We start from the raw sequence: 17,473 nt of genomic DNA, 5'->3' as shown, positions 1-17,473 counted from the left end.
GGGTTTTGGCTCGTATCCCCTGAATTCAGGGGTACTAGTGCTCTTCATTCGCGTGCGTTGCCCCACATCCGCTGAATTCAGGAGCACTTCTACCCCTCACGAATCAGGATCTCCGTCAGCAACATTTCGGCCCACATTCCTCCTCCCCGCTAACACATTGTATTCGGTTTTCCGTATACATCCGGCCCACTCACACCCCCGCCAATACATTGTGTTCGGTTTTCCGCATACATTCGGCCACTCACACCCCCCGCCAATACATTGTGTTCAGTTTTCCGCATACATTCGGCACACTCGCACTCCCACCTCCCCGTTGTATTCGGTTTTCCGCATACATCCGGCCCACTATTACGCACAGCTCGTATAACCAAAGAAAACTCCCTCTGGCGCAGTCTTGCTGCGTTAGGGGGAGTCTTCTCGTAAGTTAGCTATATTTTATTGGATGCCTTATTGGATATGCTCTTCTTCGAGGCCAAGCTTGCTGTACATCTCAGTACAATAGCCCTGCAGCTTAATCTCCAGCCGGCTCGCCTTGTTCTTGAAGCGTTTCAGTTCACGGATCATATGGGCCCGGCCGGCTGGGGTGAAGGTCTCTTGAATCCGTTCCTTGAAGTAATCATGGACAATATGATTGCGTTCCTTCCATACGGCCTGCAATTGACTCGTCTCTTCCTCAGAGAAGGGGAAGTGATGCTGGATTTCTTTGATGAGTTGGCCGAGTGAATTGCTAAGCTTGCGTTGATACAATTCTGCGATTTCGGCGTCAGTTGGCGTCTTGCCCTGCGACAACTTCGTCAGCAGCAGCAGATTCGTTAATTGCTGCTCTAGTGCCTGGCAATAGTAAACAGCCAGCCCGAAATAAGCAAATAGCTCTTTGGATTGTTCACTCTCCGGTATTTGTGTATCCTTCATCGTTCCTCCCGTTCTTGATCTGATTATTTGATTTGTGTGTAGATTGAACTTTTCGTTCTATTTTGGAATGGCCGTTGCTGCGGTGAACATTTGGACTTCCGGCCGCTGTTATGTTTGGATTTCCCGATTCAAGCTGTTAGCCGCTGTAGAAATCCAAACATAAAGGCGGACGCTACCGCTCCTACAGATCCAAATTTCCCCTCCGCCACTTTTTTCAAATTGTAAATCATCAAGTTCAAAGGACACAGCTCAGTTTGTTTTGTTATAGTCCATACGGCCGGTACGGTAAATGTAGAATCCGGCAAGCAATATTATGTACGCCAACGCGTGGGCATAGGCTCCTAGCACAGAGGACACTGGCAGAGTCTCTGCATTCATCATCCTGTCCATGACCGGGTATACCGGGGGCAGGAGAATAGATACAACGGGCCCTGGCACCACTTCAGCCACTTTACCGGCGCTAATAGATAGAATGAGGAGGATCAGCATCATTCCGGCCGCATATCCAGCCCTCGGTACCCACGAGGATTGCAGGTACAAGGAAAGTGTAATCCCTAATAACCCCATTAGAGCATGTCCGGCCAAACCAAGCAAGATCCGCTGAAGTCCAGCAGGTTCATGGAAGCTTCCGGTCAAGACGGGATACATAACAATGATGACATCCAGCAGCAGCGTAAGCAGGACCATTGTAAGCAGCCCCCCCATACTGTAGCGCCGGGCACTGCGGAGCTGAACGATAACCACCTGCTTCTGCACCGCCTGTTCATGATTAAGGAAGCTTAAGCCGAGCCACGCACAGGCTATGAACAGAAAGACTGCCGTAGCCGAGTAGCTGCTCATGACCGGGTTAGGCTTATAGGAATAGAGAATTAATACCGCAATAATTACACCGGCAACCGGTCCGAAGAACCGCTGGGAGACTGTATAACTGTGCAAAAAATAACCGATTAGCCCTTTCACCTGCGTCCACTCCCGCTCTGATCTTTGGGGTCCATCCACTCGGCCAGGTCACTTAATCCCCCGAGAGGCTTTACTGAAACTATGGAACCGCCCGCAGCAAGAATCTGCAGCAGGCAGGTATCTGACATTTTCTGTTCTACAGTCAACCCTGTACACGCTGTACCGGCGAAGTCCGGCTCCGGCAGCACGCGGATGACTCCAGGCAAGGCTTCCAGAGCCCGCTGGGCTTGTCCCGGCGGTGCTGTATAGACGATATCCACTACTGGAGCACTCTTCAGCTTCTCCGCTCCATGAATCGTCCGGAGGGTCTGCCCTTCATGTAATACATATACTGTATCCGCGACAGCTTCGATGATCTGCGGTTCATGAACGGACAAGACGAGTGCCGTCCCCTCCGCCTTCAGCTCCAGCAGTATTTCGATAAGCGTATCTTGTGCGGGCAGATCCAGTCCCGACATGGGCTCGTCAAGCAACAGCAGCTGCGGCCGGATGAGCAGGCTCTGGATCAGATTGACCTTCTGCAGCATTCCCTTGGAGAAGCCTGCCAGCTTGTGACTGCGGTAGGCTTCGAGACTGAACAGCTGCAGCAGTTCGTTGATCCGGGACCCCGAAGCCGCTTCGGAGAGTCCGGCAATCCGGCCCATACAGCGCAGATAGTCTTCGGCGGTGAGCTTCAAGCCGGGAAATGCCTCGGGTGCATAACCTGTAGTTATCGCCCGACGGTCGCAGGTAAGATCACCGGAGGACAGCTTCAGCAGCCCCGCGAGGATGGATAACAGCGTACTCTTGCCGGACCCGTTACGGCCGATCAGAGCCGTGGCCGTGCCGGGAAGAACTGTCATCGATATTCCGGTAAGTACCGGGCGGCTTCCATAGCGCTTGCTTCCTTCGGTAATTGTAATTAGAGATGTTGCATTCGTGGCTTCCAGGCCTCCTTCCATTCGTGCATGCCTATGGGCCGCATCGAACGGCAGCCTGATTATTCTCTTATGTAATATTCGCCGGAATGGCTTTATTCTCCTTTTTATTTTCCCAGATCCATGAAATTCACATTGAAAAAACCAGAACTGTGCAGAAAAAAATCCGCACCCGCCCTGGTTCCTGTTAAGTATTCGATGCTATATATGTTAGTCCTAAAGGGTGATGTCAGGCGTAGACTTCAACAGCTTCACTGACCCTTCTGCAGGCCATGGCTGCATTGCGGCAGGTATCGATGCAATCCTGGCAATGGTTATGCTTATGACGGCTGCTTGTGTCCGCGCAGCGGTCACAGATGTCAGCACATAATTTGAGGATTTCGGCCACGAACGGGCTTCTCCGGGTCATCGCCTGAATAGCGAAGGAGCAGATGTCTGCGCATTCACGGTCCAGCTGGATGCTCTCCCGCAGATCGGCCAGATCATATTCCTTGAGGCTTGAGACATAGCTATAGTTACAGGCATCCATACATTTAATCAAAGCATTAATGCATTCCTGATATTGAATTCGGGTCATAGCCTTACAACCTCCTGCAATTAGTATAGGGTATGCCTATGTATTAACCTGCAAGAATAAGAACGAACCATTCATAAGGAACTGCAGATTGTTAACTATAGGCTTCGTTTGACCGCTGCGGGTCTGGTCAGCAGACGTCTCTCCAGGCGCAGAAGCTCCCTGCGCAGCTCACCGGAGGAGAAATGCTCACCGATGAATACCGCAACATCCGGCACCTCGCCCTGGGGCGTAATTCTCATGAAATCCGCTTCTCTGTAGGCGTACTGAAACAGAAACCGGCTGGAGGTATCGGTAAAAGTTACGATCCCCTTGGCCCGGTACACATCGCGTGGCAGCTCCTTCACAAACCGTTCGAATTCCTCGCTGTTCACGGGATTCTGGAAATAATGCGTGTAAGCCATCACATGATCATGCGAAGCATGCATCGCCCCTTCAGCGCCGCCCTCCGTATGCTCTCCGCCCTCAGGCCGGTCTTCCATATGAACGGCTCCCACACTGCCCAGCAGCGCTTCTGGCTCCAGTTCACAGCGTACCGCCGGCAGAATCTCCGCGTACGCATTCCACTTACGCAGCACCTCCGAGATCTCTGCAATCTCTGCGGCTTGAATGCGGTCTGTCTTGTTCAGGATCAGGACGGATGCACAGCGGATCTGCTCCTGCATCAGACGGTAGGTAGCCCCTTGCTGGGAGCGGTACAGCTCCAGCAGATGGGCGGCATCGACGACGGTAATCAGCCCCTTCAGCTCCACCTGCTGATATAGCGAAGTCTCCGTTACTGCATCCACAATCTCCAGCGGGTTGGCTGCGCCTGTAGCCTCGATGATAACTACATCCGGCGATTCTTTTTTGACCAGCGTGGTCAGCTCCGTACTTAAGTCCCCCCTGCTGGTGCAGCAGATACAGCCGCCCAGCATCTCTGCCATCGGCACAGACTGCTCCACCAGCAAGCCGTCCAGATTCACCTCACCCAGCTCGTTCATAATCACGGCCGGCCGGAGGCCCTGATGATTCCAATGATCCAAAAGACGCTGTAGTAATGTGGTCTTGCCGCTGCCGAGAAATCCCGACAAGATATATACTGGTAATGACTGTTCCAAGTTTGCTCTCTCCCTGCCTCAATCGGTTATGGTAGCGAGTGTACTACAATGACCGCCTCTGTGCAAGGCGGCCCTGCCTGGTGAGGCATACATCAGCTTCCCCCGGGGAGCTTGTTATTGCCGCTTCCATCCCCTATCATGGGAAATATAAGCTGCACAGCAGATACAAAAAGGAGCTGGTTCGTATATCATCCGTCGAAGAACACCGGAGCGAAGCCCCGGATTCAGTCGCTTGCTACATCATAACGGTCTCGGATACCCGCACCATCGATACGGACACCGGAGGTCCGCTGATCCAGAGTCTGCTGGAAGCCGCCGGTTATACCGTGACCGGCCGCACCATCGTCAAGGATGATTATGAAGATATCCGGGAGCTGGTCTACAAAAGCTCCGTTCATTCCGGTATCGAAGCTGTGCTTCTGACCGGAGGGACCGGCATTTCCCCCCGTGACACCACCTATGAGGCCGTAGCGTCTCTGCTGGACAAGTCGCTGCCGGGCTTCGGGGAGATTTTCCGGCTGCTGAGCTTCACCGAAGATATCGGCTCTGCCGCCATGCTCAGCCGGGCCATTGCCGGGACAATCGGCAGTACCGCTGTCTTCTCCATGCCCGGCTCCACCGGTGCAATCAAACTGGCTATGGAACGGCTAATCCTGCCCGAGCTGCGTCATGTCATGCGCGAGATCTACAAGCGTTCGTGAGACGCAGCATGGCCGGACACCTATTTTGCCGGAATCTAGACGAATGAACAAGCAGGCTCCTGCATAACGCGTATACTGGCATAAGTCCACTGCGAAGGAGCTGAGTGTAATGAGAAATTGTCCGAAATGTCCTGCTGAAACGGTTACAGATCCCACACAGGTTGTATATGAAGATTACTATCATCCCCAGGTGGTCCAGGTGGTCCACCATGTCGAGGTCGTCAGACGCCACCACTGTGTTCCGGTCCCTCACCATATCTACACTTATTCCGTCCGGGATGAAATGTGCGGGCCTACCGCAATGGTGCGCAGCAGAAAAAGATAGTCTAGTCTGCCTCTCCCGTCTATAAGATAGTATATTGTAAAAGGCAAAACCGCCGTCTGCGCGTGAAAGTTACGCGCAGCGGCGGTTTTGTCTTTTCCGGGAAGTCTATACGATTGGCGGGTCTGTATGAACGTCTGCATCGGGTGCTGTAGCCGCCCAGCGTGTGAAGGTGACCTGAAACCCGGCCCGCGTTGGAGCACACAGGAAGGGTCCCGCCTGGCTGCCAGTCTCATAAGGGAACCGGGCAACGCGGATAGTCCGCCAGGGATGATTCTCTGTTCGCGCTCTGAGGATTACCGCATCCTTCATCCGTGAAGCCCGCAGGGTAATCACTTCGCCCTTCCACTCGGGCACAGGGGACAATGACCAGTCAGAGTAACCATCCGTCACGACTGCACCTATATGGGGAACACCGTCATTCAGCTCAATACCGGCTTTGATCCATTGCTCACCGCTGTGCCATAGCATAATACCTGCCTGGTCGTACAGCTCCGTGAACCCGTCCAGCGCAAAGCTGATCTCTATCGCCTCTGCCTTATCCCAAGGGGCAAGCAGCGCATGACCGTTGTCATGCTGGAAGCCGTACATCGTCTTTTCCCAGTAATCGCTGCCTTCCGCTGCATGGGCCACCAGTTGACCGTCCGCGGTCCTGCTTGACACCGGTTCATTGCTCCATGCTCCATCCTGCCACTCTATGAATCTCATTACAGGTTCACCTCTCCTTGTCGTCTGCTCATCATTCGGTTGATCACTTCAGAGCTTACTATCATCACTATTATATACCCAATCATTGCCGGCGGGAGAATCAGCTTCTAATATAGCTGAATTCCCCCGCCGTTAGCGGTAGTGGCTTGACCTAGAAACAACTTTCTTCTGTCTTTTGCCTCGTTACTATATTACTTTATAAAAGTATTTCATTAAATAGTTTTTTCGGGCTGTATGCAGCGCAAATAGCCCGGCAGAGTGACTCTGCCGGGCGGGTACTAACTTTAGCTATTGCTTGCTTTTATGAATGCTAAGACTCCAATAGACCTTACACCTTACAAGTCTGGATGCTCATGCTTCGCCTTGAGGCGGCTCCAGCGGCGCTGTACTTCACCCTCGAAGCTGCGCAGGGCTGGTTCATTCTCCGGCTTCAGCAGATGGCGGGTCTTGCCCATCGTCTTCAGCCAGGCGGATACTTCTATCCGTTTGTCCTTGTCTTCCGGGTTATAGGTGATATTGGTAATTCCCTGCTCTACTTCATAGAGCGGGAAGAAGCAGGATTCGACAGCCAGGGACACGATATCTGTGCCGTCCTTGTCGTCGCTCATCCAGTTCAGCGGACAGGCAATGAGAATCTTGCCGTAGACCAGACCTTCATTTTGCGCATACCACTGGGCCTTCGCCGCCTTCTTCAGCATATCCTGCGGATAAGCTTCACAGCCGGTGAAGACATAAGGAATATTGGTAGCCGCCATAATCTGCGCTGTATCCTTGTGCTGGGTCACCTTGCCCTGCTGGGTTTTGCCGATGCTTGAGGTGGAAGTCCGGTGTCCGAGCGGTGTCGAATAGGACTGCTGCGCCCCTGTATTCATATATCCTTCGTTATCATATTCCACGATGATCATCTTGTGGCCGCGCAGCGCTGCACCGATCGCAGGTCCCATCCCGATGTCCATCCCGCCGTCGCCGGTAACCATAACGAACGTGAAGTCTTCCTTCAGTCCCAGCCCGTCGAGCTCACCACGGCGTTTGCGTTCCCAGAACATCTCAACCACGCCGGACAGTGTAGCTGCCCCATTCTGGAACAGGTTGTGGATGAACGTCGATTTATGGGAGGAATACGGATATCCGGTAGTCGTTACCATCGCGCAGCCGGTGTGGTAGAGCGCTACGATATCGCCTTCGATCCCTTTGAAGAACAGCTCCAGCCCGGAGAAAATTCCGCAGCCCGGACATGCGCCGTGCCCTGGAGATAGACGTCTCGGCTTCTTCATCAGCGAACGGACCGGCGGAACTCTGACACTCAGCTTGCCGGACTCTTCGTTCCGGGTTACCGTGATCAGGCCGGACTTCAGCTTATCGAAATCCATCGGCTTCAACAGGCGCTTCGGCGCATTCTCCGGCGCTCCCGGATTGTGGCCATAGTAATCAAAAGGTACTTCCACACGGTCTGCAACAACAGCATCCATTGCCAGTTGGAAGAAGTGGTGCCCATCCTCGGCATAGAAGTCTTTACCGCCCAGACCGTAGATCCGGCTGATCACCTTAGTCGTTGTGTTGCCATAAGTGAACAGTGCTGCCTTAATCTCGTTCACCATGTTACCGCCGTGTCCGCCGACCGAATCGGCACGGTCACCTACAGTAATGGCTTTGACATGCTTCAGCGCTTCAGCAATCTGCTTCTGCGGGAACGGACGGATCATGTTCGGGGAGATCGCCCCTGCCTTGATTCCCTGCTCACGGAGCTGATCCACTACGTCCTTAATGATCTCCGAAGCCGAGTTCATCAGGAAGACAGCAACATCGGCATCCTCCATCCGGTACTGCTCGATCATCTCATAATGGCGTCCGGTCAGCTCTGCGAATTCCTGGGCGATTTCTTCAAAGACTTCACCCGCATTGTACATCGCAACGGATTGCTGATAGCGGTTGTTGATGTAATCCGGTTCATTCATGTAAGGTCCCACAGTGACCGGATTATTACGGTCCAGGGTATCGGTGAAGCCGGCAGGCGGTTGTTCGCCAACGAACTTGTGAACATCCTCACGGTGGGCAAAAGCCTGTACCCGGCGCTTCTGGTGCGAAGTGAAGTAACCGTCAGAGGCTACCATCACCGGCAGCCGGACTTTGGCGTGTTCCGCCAGCTTCAGCGCCATCAGGTTCATATCATAGACCGACTGCGGATCACGGCACATCAGGATCGGCCAGCCGGTGTTCAGGGCGAAATACAGATCGGAATGGTCTCCGTGAATATTCAGCGGTCCTGAGATCGAACGGCAGACCAGATTCATGACCATCGGCATCCGCGTACCTGCTTGTACAGGCAATTGCTCAAGCATGAACATGTACCCTTGAGCGCTGGTTGCGTTGAACACACGGCCGCCTGCCGTCGAAGCACCGTAGCAGATCCCGGCGGAGCTGTGCTCGCCGTCGGACGGTACCAGCATAATATCGTGCTGGCCGCTGGCTTTCATCGTATCGAGGAACTGAGCCACCTCAGTCGATGGGGAGATCGGGAAATAACCCATGACATGATAGTTAATCTGATGCGCGGCATAGGCCGCCATTTCATTACCGGACTCGTATAGGAATTTCTGCTCCACCTTGGCGGAGCCTAGTTCTTTTTCATAATCAATAGCCACAATGTATTCCACCTTTCTTCCGGGTTTTAGACTGGAGTTACCAGATCGAACTGATGCTTCACGGCATGGCTGTCCGCATAGCCTTCCTTCTCCCTCATGCTGGATAATGCCGAGGTCGGGCAGGCACCGATGCATTTCAGGCAGCCTTTACAGTACTGGTAGTCAATACCGAGCAGGAACATCTGCGAACGGCCCTTGCGGTCCAGGCGCTCTTCCCACACGAAGCATTGGTCAGGACATACCGTGTCACACTGTGCACAGTTGATACAGGACTCAATCTCAAATGCCGGAAGCATACCGGAACGGGAGATGCTGAGATTCTTCAGGAAGCTGCTGCCCGGGTTCGTGATCGTACCGCCCATCGGCTGAGTCTCGTAACCGAGAGCCGAGATATCGGAACGAACATATTCCGGCATGCTGTCGCCGGCAGCCAGCTCGAACTGCATGAATTTCACTTCATTGTAGCCGCGCTCAAAGGTCGTGATGGCCGACTGGACGGCCTGCGGATATTTTTTGCCGAGCGACTTCTCAATGACGCCCTTCATAATATCCGTGTCGAGGAACGGGCAGAGCCGGAATAGTGCCCCCAGCATAGCCATATTGACGCGGTTCTTCTCCTTGAGTGCGATGCTGGTAGCATCGATCACCGCAATCGTGCCGGCCTTCATTTTCAGCAGCTCTCTGAGTTCTTCCGGCGTCTTGGCCGAGTTCACAAGAACAGTGCTGTGTTCATGAATTCCGCTGGTTACATTAACGGTCTTGGTAAGTGCTTCGTGAAATACGCCGACAACATGCGGACGCTCGACTGGTGAAGTATCGCGGATATGGGTATCCATATCACAGAAGCGGATGTGAGCCTTAACCGCAGACCCCTTCTTCTCCGAACCGTACGATGAGAAGCTGACGCCGTTCAGCCCTGCGCCGACCACTCCTGCTTCCGCCAGCATTTTACCTGCCAGGTTCGCGCCCAGGCCTCCAATGGATTCCAGACGAATCTCAAAGAATCCCAGTTCATTTACTATTGGCAATTGTACCACCGACATAACCCCTTTCTTAGTACATCCTTTTGACTTTTTCAACGATTGTAACTTGATTTTGCAAGCCGCGAAGTGACATATCTTTCATTTCCACGCTCAGGAAATCACAGTTCTTTATAGATTTATGCAGGTTTCTTTATACGCGACAGTGCGGTGTTATTTCAATAGAAGGTAAGCTTCCATGAAAACGACAAAATGTGAAGTTTCTGTGTAAACCCGCACTTTCCCAAGCAAACTGTGGATGAGATGTCATCCTTAATTTAGCAATAAAATTAAAAATTAAGATGTTAAAAATATCACAGAAATTTTGGGCGATGCACAGTACCGGCAGCATCGTCAATGATCTTCATCCCTTTTAGGACTGTGTTTACTGTAGGGCAAAGTAAATGAATTAGGTCCATTAAAACAGTGGGCAGATTTTAGTCCGCAAGTTATGCAGACATAACTTTCTTCGATACAGTTGATTTATGTACATTTGAACAACGGTCCGTCCTTGGAGCATCCAACCAAGTCCTCGCTTCGTTCCCACTTAAAAACAGAGGGCTATCCCATTGGGACAGCCCTATTAAATATTCAGCTCATATTAGAGTACTTCGTATGGGACAAAGTCTGACAGATGTAGACATAATATAAACGTTTCAAGGAAAAACCCATTTATAACCAGAACTGCTAGAGTGATAATCTTCTCCATAATCCCAGAACAAAATGCCTGCGGCATCCCCATTGTAGTCGGTTTTTCGACCATATCCTGGCCACACACCTCTGCCGCACCGAATGTAGTCGGTTTTTCGACCATATCCGGTCCACACGCCTCCGCCGCACCGAATGTGGTCGGTTTTTCGACCATATCCGACCCACACACCTCTGCCGCTCCGAATGTGATCGGTTTTTCGACCATATCCGGCTGTTCGGTGAAATCAGCGAAGTCATTCCTATTACTGATCCAGAATATAGTCATCCTGCCGAGGCTCCAAGACAATTCCCCTCAACTTTATGCAGAACTTATCCATATCGGACGTAAATCATAATTTCCTCTAGAGTAAAGGGCTGGAGTAACCCAGCCCCTCCTCATCAAACCGTACGTGAGGTTTTCCCTCATACGGCTTTCCGATGTTTGTCATTCATGGGCATGCAGATTACAATAGCGTTTTTAGTCCGCACTTATTGGCCATATACTTGACCTCCGGGAATGAACTCATCCATCTCCTCCGATTTCTCTTCTTTGCATACCACCGGGTGAATCGCTGCAGAATATACCAATCCAGCTTCGCTAACCTCTTTTGGCTATACTTCGTGTAATAATAATTTCTCCATCCCTGTATCTTGGGATTGAGCCATTCCACGTGTTCCTCAAACGATTTCCAGCGCATGCCGGGTGGTGCTAATCGGTCTTTGACCACGCCCCGGATACGTTCCTCTGCCTTCTTCGTTAGCCACTGCTGTGTGGTATAGTACACCTTCCCTTGAGAGGTTTCTGCTTTCGTTTTTCGGTGGTGCATTCCTAAGAAGTCGAAGCCTTCGTCTCCTGTCCACAGACCTACAATGCGGGTTTTGGTCGGATGTAGCGTGAGTTCCAGACGTTCCATAATGTTGCGGATGAGTTCATACGCATGTTCCGCATCCTTTTTGGTTTTACAGACCACAACGAAGTCGTCTGCATACCTCGTCAGTTCTCCCAGCCCACTTCCGTGTTTCTCCCATAATCGGTCAAAGTAGTTCAAATAGATATTCGCCAGCAGTGGCGAAATCACGCCACCTTGGGGTGTCCCTAAATCGGAGCGCCGTACGTTTCCTTCTTCCATCACTCCCGCATGTAGCCACTTCCGTATCAGCTTCAAGATCCGCCTGTCATTGATACGCATTTGTATTAACTTCATGAGCTTCTCCTGATTGATATTGTCGAAGTAGCCTTGGATATCGATGTCGACTATCCAATTTCCTTTGCGGTTGCAGGCTTTACGGATTCGCTCCAACGCTCCTTTCGCACTTCGTTTCGGACGAAATCCGAAGGAGACTTCTTTAAAATCGGCTTCAAAGATGGGTTCAATCACCAGTTTCGTTGCCATCTGTAGGACTCGGTCACGCACGGTAGGGATGCCTAGCGGTCTTGGCTTCCCGTCTTTCTTTGGGATATAGTGCCGACGTACGGGCTGCGGATGGTAGCTGCCTTCTTTCAGTTCTCGCTCGCATTCCTTGAGGAATCTTGTTTCTCCTTGTTCTTCAATATCTGCGAGCGTTACGGCATCTACTCCCGCAGCTCCCTTATTCGCTTTCACCCGTTTCCAGGCTTCGCATAGCACATCCCACCGGTAGACTTTGTCGTACAAGGCGTGGAATTTACGCTTGTTGTTCTCCTTGGCCGCATGACCTAGCTTTTCTTGGAGTTCTTGAACTTTTTCCTTGGGTGTCGTTAGCCGTTTGGCATTCACTCACTCGTACCTCCTCCAAAAGCGTAAACAAAGCAGGGCTCCTTCCCTCCCTAAGGTTATGTTGTCCTTAGGTTCTTCGGTACTATAAGCCCCTCGGACTCCCTTCCCACAGACGGTTCACTTCGTCTTCTGGACTTATAGAGCGTCTCTTTACGGGTTCCTTAAAAAAAAAAATTCTTTTTTTTTCTCCCGTGTGGGGGAGGGTCTCCCCAGTTCACTGCATTATCTTTCAATCCATGCCGTTCCCTATACGCCGGAGGATTCTTCACTGCTGTTCCAAGTTCTGTACAGTTTCCTTGGCCTTCGTCTATTGATTCGAGACTCGGCATCCTCTCATCCCCTTCGCAGGGCCTTTTTGACGACGCGGCAAGATTCACTTCATGTTGCGGCCTGGATTGTTGCTCGCCCAGTCTCTGACCGGTACTTTTGTCGATGCGCTTTTACTCACAGATTTCGCCATGCGCAAGCATCCTAGCTACAAAGGTGGCTTGGTCCCTCCTTTGGTTGGACTTTCACCAACTAGATAATGCGTGCCTCTGGGCACGCAATCAATTAAAAAAGCAGCTTCACCAGTTTACACCGGGAAGCTGCCAGGGACTGTTTAGTAAGCCCACCAGTTGCCTGACATGACAATCATCGAGAACAGCTTGATGCTGTCTTCATAGTAATCCTCTGCCGCGCTGTTCGCCGTATGGCTCCACAAGGAGTTCAGCCAGCTCTGGTTGGCGGAGGAGGTCATTGCGCTTACGCCGAAGGGGGCATAGAATGCGCCGCTGTTATAGCTGCCGAAAGTGGTTCCGTTCAGCTTATAGCCGTCCTTGATGTTACCCGGCGTATTGCTTGCTTTGGTCTTGATCCAGCTGTTCAGCTGATTCAGCTGAGATAAGGCCCGGTTATCGCCTGTCAGCAGATAATCGGTGGTGATCCGCCACGGGGTGCGGCAGGAATTATAGTTATAGTTGCCGTCGTTGGCATCCTCCAGGAAATTAGCCGCAGCCGGCTTATAGGTATTGCTGGAGTAGACCACGAAGTCCGGCAGCAGGCCGGTGGTTGAGCTGTAGCCGGTGTAGAGGCTGTTGATTAAGGTGTAGGTCTTGTTCGTTACATTCTGCCAGCGGGCATCCCCTGTAGCAGCCTGGAAGGCCTTCAGGTGATTGAGCATGAAGTCTGAAGGGCGGGTAGCCGTATTGTATGAGCCGCTGTTCGCCCAGTCCCCGAGACGGATCGTCCACTGGGTCTGATTAATCTCATTATCCATGATGGCATTAATCATATTCGTCGCAGCCTGCAGATAGTTGACGGTTCCGCTGCTTCCCCATTGCTTGTGGGCCAGCAGCAGCGAGAAGGCAATATCCATATCTCCGTCGGTTGCGGAGTCTTCCCCTTCGATATTCTGGAAGCTGCTGTTCTGCTTCCAGGACATCAGATAGGGGTTGATGGCGCTTGGATGTGCTGTGTAATAATTGTAGAGTCCGTTGTAGTAGGTCTGTGCGTTGCTGTCGTAGCCGGCCATCAGCACGGTGAACAGCATACCATAGCCATGTGCTTCAGAGACCGTCTCCCCGGCTGAATTATATTTCACATAATATTTGCCTGTTCCGGCAGGCTTAAGATATGCGCCTTTCCAGGCATCCCATTTGGTCTTGACGGCGTTATCCATGACGGTCTGAGTGACATTGTTCGGTTTAATGGTTCCGCTTGTATAGGTGGTGTGCTGCGGGAACGGTTTGTTCACAGCGGCGAAGGCAGACCCGGCAGGCAGGATAAATATGGCCAGACATAGAAGCATCAGACTTTTCCAGTGCAGCTTGCGTTTCCCTTGCTTGTTCATCATCCATTCACTCCTTGTGGTTGGGGTGGATACTTAAGAGAACCCATTGTATTCACAAACGGACAGCTGTAGGAAAAGCTCACCTCCTTACTGGATATTGAGGATGCTGCCTGCTGGACAAAAGTTAAAGCGCTTAAACTTTTGTCCCAAAAAAAAATAATCTTCTTCTACCAAAATTGTAAATCGGAACATATTTAATATATTATTCCAGAGAATCTATGTCAATAAGCATATGGTCCTACGTAAGAAGTGCCCGTTATGATAGCAAATAGGAGCCTGCCCAGCGGCCTTCCTCCATTGATGCAGCAACAGCCCCTTCAGCCGGAAGACAATTCATCCGGTTGAAGGGGCTAAGTCAACATCTCTATTCCTGCACTACGGTCCGGTTACTCCACATCGGTAATCATATGCTCTGCAATCAGCTGCTGCTTGCGGTTCCATAGCTGTTCGCTGAGATTCACGCGGAACACTTCCGGGTTCAGCTTGCGCAAGTACTCCGGCCAGAAGAGGTCGAGCTGCTCCTCATGGTAACGGCGGATCTCCGCCAGCTCCGGCAGGGTATAGACCTGGAACCCGTTCACTACAATCGGCTCCAGCATCCGCACCGAGTCGTAACGCTCCACATGCTTCTTCATATAAGGATGCAGCGGGTTGAACAGCTTCAGCCGCACTCCACTGCGGGGTGCTGGCTCATCGGCGGAGCTGATATAATCAGCCAGCGCCTTGCCGTTCTGGCCGATAATGCGGTAGACTTCCTTTTTGCCGGGAGTGGATACCTTCTCGGGATTCGAAGAGATCTTAATCGTGGGGATCATCTCGCCGCTTGGCGCTTCGATCTCTACCAGCTTATAGACACCGCCCAGTGAAGGCTGATCTGAAGCGGTAATCAGTTGGGTTCCGACCCCCCAGGTGTCGATCGCCGCCCCCTGCGACTTCAGGTTCATGATGGTGTTCTCATCCAGATCATTGGAGGCCACAATCTTCACATACTGCAGCCCGGCTTCATCCAGCATCTCGCGTGCCTTGCGGGACAGATAAGCAAGGTCACCGCTGTCCAGCCGGATGCCGTTCATCCGTTTGCCCTGCGCTTCCAGCTTCTTCGCCGTGTTGATCGCATTCGGCACACCGCTGCGCAGGGTATCGAAGGTATCCACCAGCAGCGTCACGCCGTCCGGCATTACTCGCGCGTAAGCGTCGAACGCCTCCTGCTCGCTCGGGAAGCTCTGCACCCAGGAATGGGCATGGGTGCCCTTCGTAGGGATGCCGAACTTTTTGCCGGCCAGCATGTTAGAAGTCGCATGGAAGCCGCCGACATAAGCGGCGCGAGCGCCCCAGACTGCGGCATCCGCTTCCTGCGCGCGGCGCGTTCCGAACTCCAGCAGCGTATCATTCGGGGCCACCTGCTTGATCCGTGACGCCTTGGTAGCAATCAGCGTCTGATAGTTCATGAAGTTCAGGATCGCAGTCTCGACAAGCTGCGCCTCCATAATCGTACCCTCGACCCGGATCAGCGGTTCATCCTGGAACACCAGGGCCCCTTCCTTCATGGAATGAAGACTGCCTTGGAAATGGAACTGCAGCAGCTCCTCCAGGAAGGCCGGCGCATAGTTCTCCTCCTGCTCCGACAGGTAGCGGATATCCTCTTCCGTGAACCGCAGCTCGGCAATATACTGGGCGATCCGCTCCAGCCCGGCAAATACAGCGAAGCCGTTGCCGAACGGCAGCTTGCGGAAATAGGCTTCGAACACCGCCCGGCGCTTGTGTGTACCATTCATCCAATGGGCATACATCATATTGATCTGGTATTTGTCTGTATGTAGAGCAAGTTCTCTCCTCAAGTCCTCATCTCCTAGTCATTCCACTGTTGTATTTGGGTTCTGTCTCTGCTGATGTGCTACTTCTCTATAGCGCCCGTGACAACCTTCGCGCCAAGACTGCCGCGGAAGTGTCCAAGCGCCCATACATGACCGTCAGGATTGAAGCTGGCGACGGCATCCTCATGCACCGTAATCCCGAAGCCGTGGTTGTAGGCATCCACTGCCGTATGCAGCACACAGATATCCGAACATACCCCGATCAGGTGCACCTCGGTAATGCCCCGTTCACGCAGCTTCAGCGCAAGATCCGTGCCGCAGAAGGCGCTGTAACGCGTTTTGTCCATCCAGTAGATGGCTTCCCGGTTCGCCTCGTAGACAGCCTTCAGGCTGCCGTACAGCTCACGCCCCTCGCTTCCCCGCAGATTATGCGGCGGAAACAGCTTGGTCTCCGGGTGGTACGGGTCATCCGCTTCATGCAGATCTACAGCCATCACCACATAGTCCCCGCTACGCACGAATTGTTCCGTAAGTTCACTGACTCTGGGCGCAATATCAATGCCGGGCTGGCCGACAGGCAGGTTCCCGTCAACGAAATCATTCGTGAAATCAATTACAATCAGTGCTCTCATGGTAGGATAGCCTCCTAAAAGGTTAATGGGCCTGCACTTCCCGGCAGCTTAAGTATAAATCGATAATAACGGCTCATGGTCCGTGAACATATAGAGCTGTGCCGGGCGCTGGGAGTATTGATTGGAGCTGAGCGGATTCCCCGCTTCATCGCTCACTTCTTTTAATATACCCTGACGGCTGCGTGTTGACGTAATTTTGCGGATAAAATTCGGTTCTTTGAATTCCGGCACCACCGTCTGAATCACCTGGTACAGCTCGCTCAGCGTGAAATGGCGCGGCAGAAACTGCCGGGCAATCGTCGTCTGCAGCATCTGCTGCTGAATCCGCAGGTAGGCATCGGTAATAATATCATGGTGGTCAAAAGCCAGCTCCAGCTCCTCCAGCGCTTCCTGCAGTGTGAACAGGCCAACCTCGCCTGCATCATCCGAGGCCTGCCGCTGCTCCAGCATCCACTCTTCCACCAGTGCAAAGAAGGCATGGCTGATAATCCAGCCGCGCGGATCACGGCCCGGCTGGCTGTAGACGCCGAGATATTCCAAATGCCCGCCGTCCACGCCGGTCTCTTCCTTCAGCTCGCGCGTAGCAGCATCATAGATCGATTCATCCTCCTGGCAAAAGCCGCCAGGCAGGGCCCACATGCCCGCACACGGCCATTTTTTGCGCCGGACCAGCATCACCTTCAGCTCGCGCAGCGGCAGCGTCTTCGTGACGGTCTTCCGCTCGCGCTTGGTCAGTGTAAACATGACAATATCCGCCGGAACGCCATCCGGAGTGCGGTACTTCTTGGCGTTATAGGTTTGTTCCGCGTTCTCAGTCACTATAGATCATCCTTTGCCGCAGCTATTGTTTGTTGTTCGTATCTTTTAATGTACCAAACCTGTCCGCCCAAAATC

Annotated in this window: 16 protein-coding genes; 2 read left to right on the top strand and 14 right to left on the bottom strand. The window is 52.5% G+C overall.

The window, feature by feature from the left end; all coding sequences use genetic code 11:
• Window positions 1-447: 447 nt before the first annotated feature.
• From MHH78_RS16785 to MHH78_RS16765, 5 genes are all read right to left on the bottom strand, one after another.
• Window positions 448-912, bottom strand: coding sequence for a hypothetical protein (locus MHH78_RS16785; protein WP_036724577.1), 465 nt, complete (start codon window positions 910-912; stop codon window positions 448-450).
• 249 nt (window positions 913-1,161) lie between these two features.
• Window positions 1,162-1,872: a hypothetical protein gene (locus tag MHH78_RS16780; protein WP_076085185.1), complete on the bottom strand. Its 711-nt coding sequence runs from the start codon at window positions 1,870-1,872 to the stop codon at window positions 1,162-1,164.
• On the bottom strand, window positions 1,869-2,813 hold the full coding sequence (locus MHH78_RS16775) for an ABC transporter ATP-binding protein (protein ID WP_341168066.1): 945 nt from the start codon (window positions 2,811-2,813) through the stop codon (window positions 1,869-1,871). The genes MHH78_RS16780 and MHH78_RS16775 overlap by 4 nt, the downstream gene beginning before the upstream one ends.
• A 205-nt stretch (window positions 2,814-3,018) precedes the next feature.
• Window positions 3,019-3,366, bottom strand: a complete 348-nt coding sequence (locus MHH78_RS16770; protein WP_036699084.1) for a four-helix bundle copper-binding protein — start codon at window positions 3,364-3,366, stop codon at window positions 3,019-3,021.
• Between the two features lie 95 nt (window positions 3,367-3,461).
• Window positions 3,462-4,463 carry a CobW family GTP-binding protein gene (locus tag MHH78_RS16765; RefSeq protein WP_341168065.1) on the bottom strand — a complete coding sequence of 334 codons (1,002 nt, stop codon included), beginning with the start codon at window positions 4,461-4,463 and terminating at the stop codon, window positions 3,462-3,464.
• A gap of 185 nt (window positions 4,464-4,648) precedes the next feature.
• On the opposite strand from MHH78_RS16765, the gene MHH78_RS16760 reads away from it, so the two are divergent.
• Together MHH78_RS16760 and MHH78_RS16755 are read left to right on the top strand one after the other, a co-directional pair.
• Window positions 4,649-5,164, top strand: coding sequence for a molybdopterin-binding protein (locus MHH78_RS16760; RefSeq protein ID WP_143803890.1), 516 nt, complete (start codon window positions 4,649-4,651; stop codon window positions 5,162-5,164).
• Between the two features lie 109 nt (window positions 5,165-5,273).
• Complete coding sequence (locus tag MHH78_RS16755) at window positions 5,274-5,489, top strand: hypothetical protein (RefSeq protein WP_081751113.1); 216 nt, start codon at window positions 5,274-5,276, stop codon at window positions 5,487-5,489.
• Between the two features lie 105 nt (window positions 5,490-5,594).
• Here MHH78_RS16755 and MHH78_RS16750 read toward each other — a convergent pair whose 3' ends face one another.
• The 9 genes from MHH78_RS16750 to MHH78_RS16710 all read right to left on the bottom strand — a co-directional run bounded on the left by MHH78_RS16750 (window position 5,595) and on the right by MHH78_RS16710 (window position 17,398).
• Window positions 5,595-6,194, bottom strand: a complete 600-nt coding sequence (locus MHH78_RS16750) for a DUF1349 domain-containing protein (protein ID WP_076085173.1) — start codon at window positions 6,192-6,194, stop codon at window positions 5,595-5,597.
• Between the two features lie 335 nt (window positions 6,195-6,529).
• Window positions 6,530-8,836: a thiamine pyrophosphate-dependent enzyme gene (locus tag MHH78_RS16745; RefSeq protein ID WP_341168064.1), complete on the bottom strand. Its 2,307-nt coding sequence runs from the start codon at window positions 8,834-8,836 to the stop codon at window positions 6,530-6,532.
• A gap of 26 nt (window positions 8,837-8,862) precedes the next feature.
• A complete protein-coding gene (locus MHH78_RS16740; protein WP_341168063.1) occupies window positions 8,863-9,873 on the bottom strand; it encodes a 2-oxoacid:acceptor oxidoreductase family protein in 1,011 nt (336 codons plus the stop codon).
• Window positions 9,874-10,456: 583 nt separating this feature from the next.
• Entirely contained in the window at window positions 10,457-10,831 is a 375-nt protein-coding gene (locus MHH78_RS16735) for a hypothetical protein (protein ID WP_341168062.1), read from the bottom strand.
• A gap of 178 nt (window positions 10,832-11,009) precedes the next feature.
• Window positions 11,010-12,302, bottom strand: a complete 1,293-nt coding sequence (gene ltrA, locus MHH78_RS16730; RefSeq protein WP_340825768.1) for a group II intron reverse transcriptase/maturase — start codon at window positions 12,300-12,302, stop codon at window positions 11,010-11,012.
• Window positions 12,303-12,903: 601 nt separating this feature from the next.
• Complete coding sequence (locus MHH78_RS16725; protein WP_235191857.1) at window positions 12,904-14,136, bottom strand: glycosyl hydrolase family 8; 1,233 nt, start codon at window positions 14,134-14,136, stop codon at window positions 12,904-12,906.
• Between the two features lie 383 nt (window positions 14,137-14,519).
• Window positions 14,520-15,971 (bottom strand): nicotinate phosphoribosyltransferase, encoded by a 1,452-nt coding sequence (locus tag MHH78_RS16720; RefSeq protein ID WP_341168061.1) that lies wholly within the window; start codon window positions 15,969-15,971, stop codon window positions 14,520-14,522.
• Window positions 15,972-16,027: 56 nt separating this feature from the next.
• Window positions 16,028-16,579 carry a cysteine hydrolase family protein gene (locus MHH78_RS16715; RefSeq protein ID WP_076086826.1) on the bottom strand — a complete coding sequence of 184 codons (552 nt, stop codon included), beginning with the start codon at window positions 16,577-16,579 and terminating at the stop codon, window positions 16,028-16,030.
• A 48-nt stretch (window positions 16,580-16,627) separates the two neighbouring features.
• On the bottom strand, window positions 16,628-17,398 hold the full coding sequence (locus tag MHH78_RS16710) for an NUDIX domain-containing protein (protein WP_036699096.1): 771 nt from the start codon (window positions 17,396-17,398) through the stop codon (window positions 16,628-16,630).
• Window positions 17,399-17,473: the final 75 nt, after the last annotated feature.

The sequence above is a fragment of the Paenibacillus sp. FSL H3-0333 genome, assembly GCF_038002805.1.
Taxonomy (GTDB): domain Bacteria; phylum Bacillota; class Bacilli; order Paenibacillales; family Paenibacillaceae; genus Paenibacillus_AQ; species Paenibacillus_AQ silagei.
Note: the sequence above shows the minus strand (reverse complement) of the source record. Positions and strands in the feature narration are given on the sequence as shown.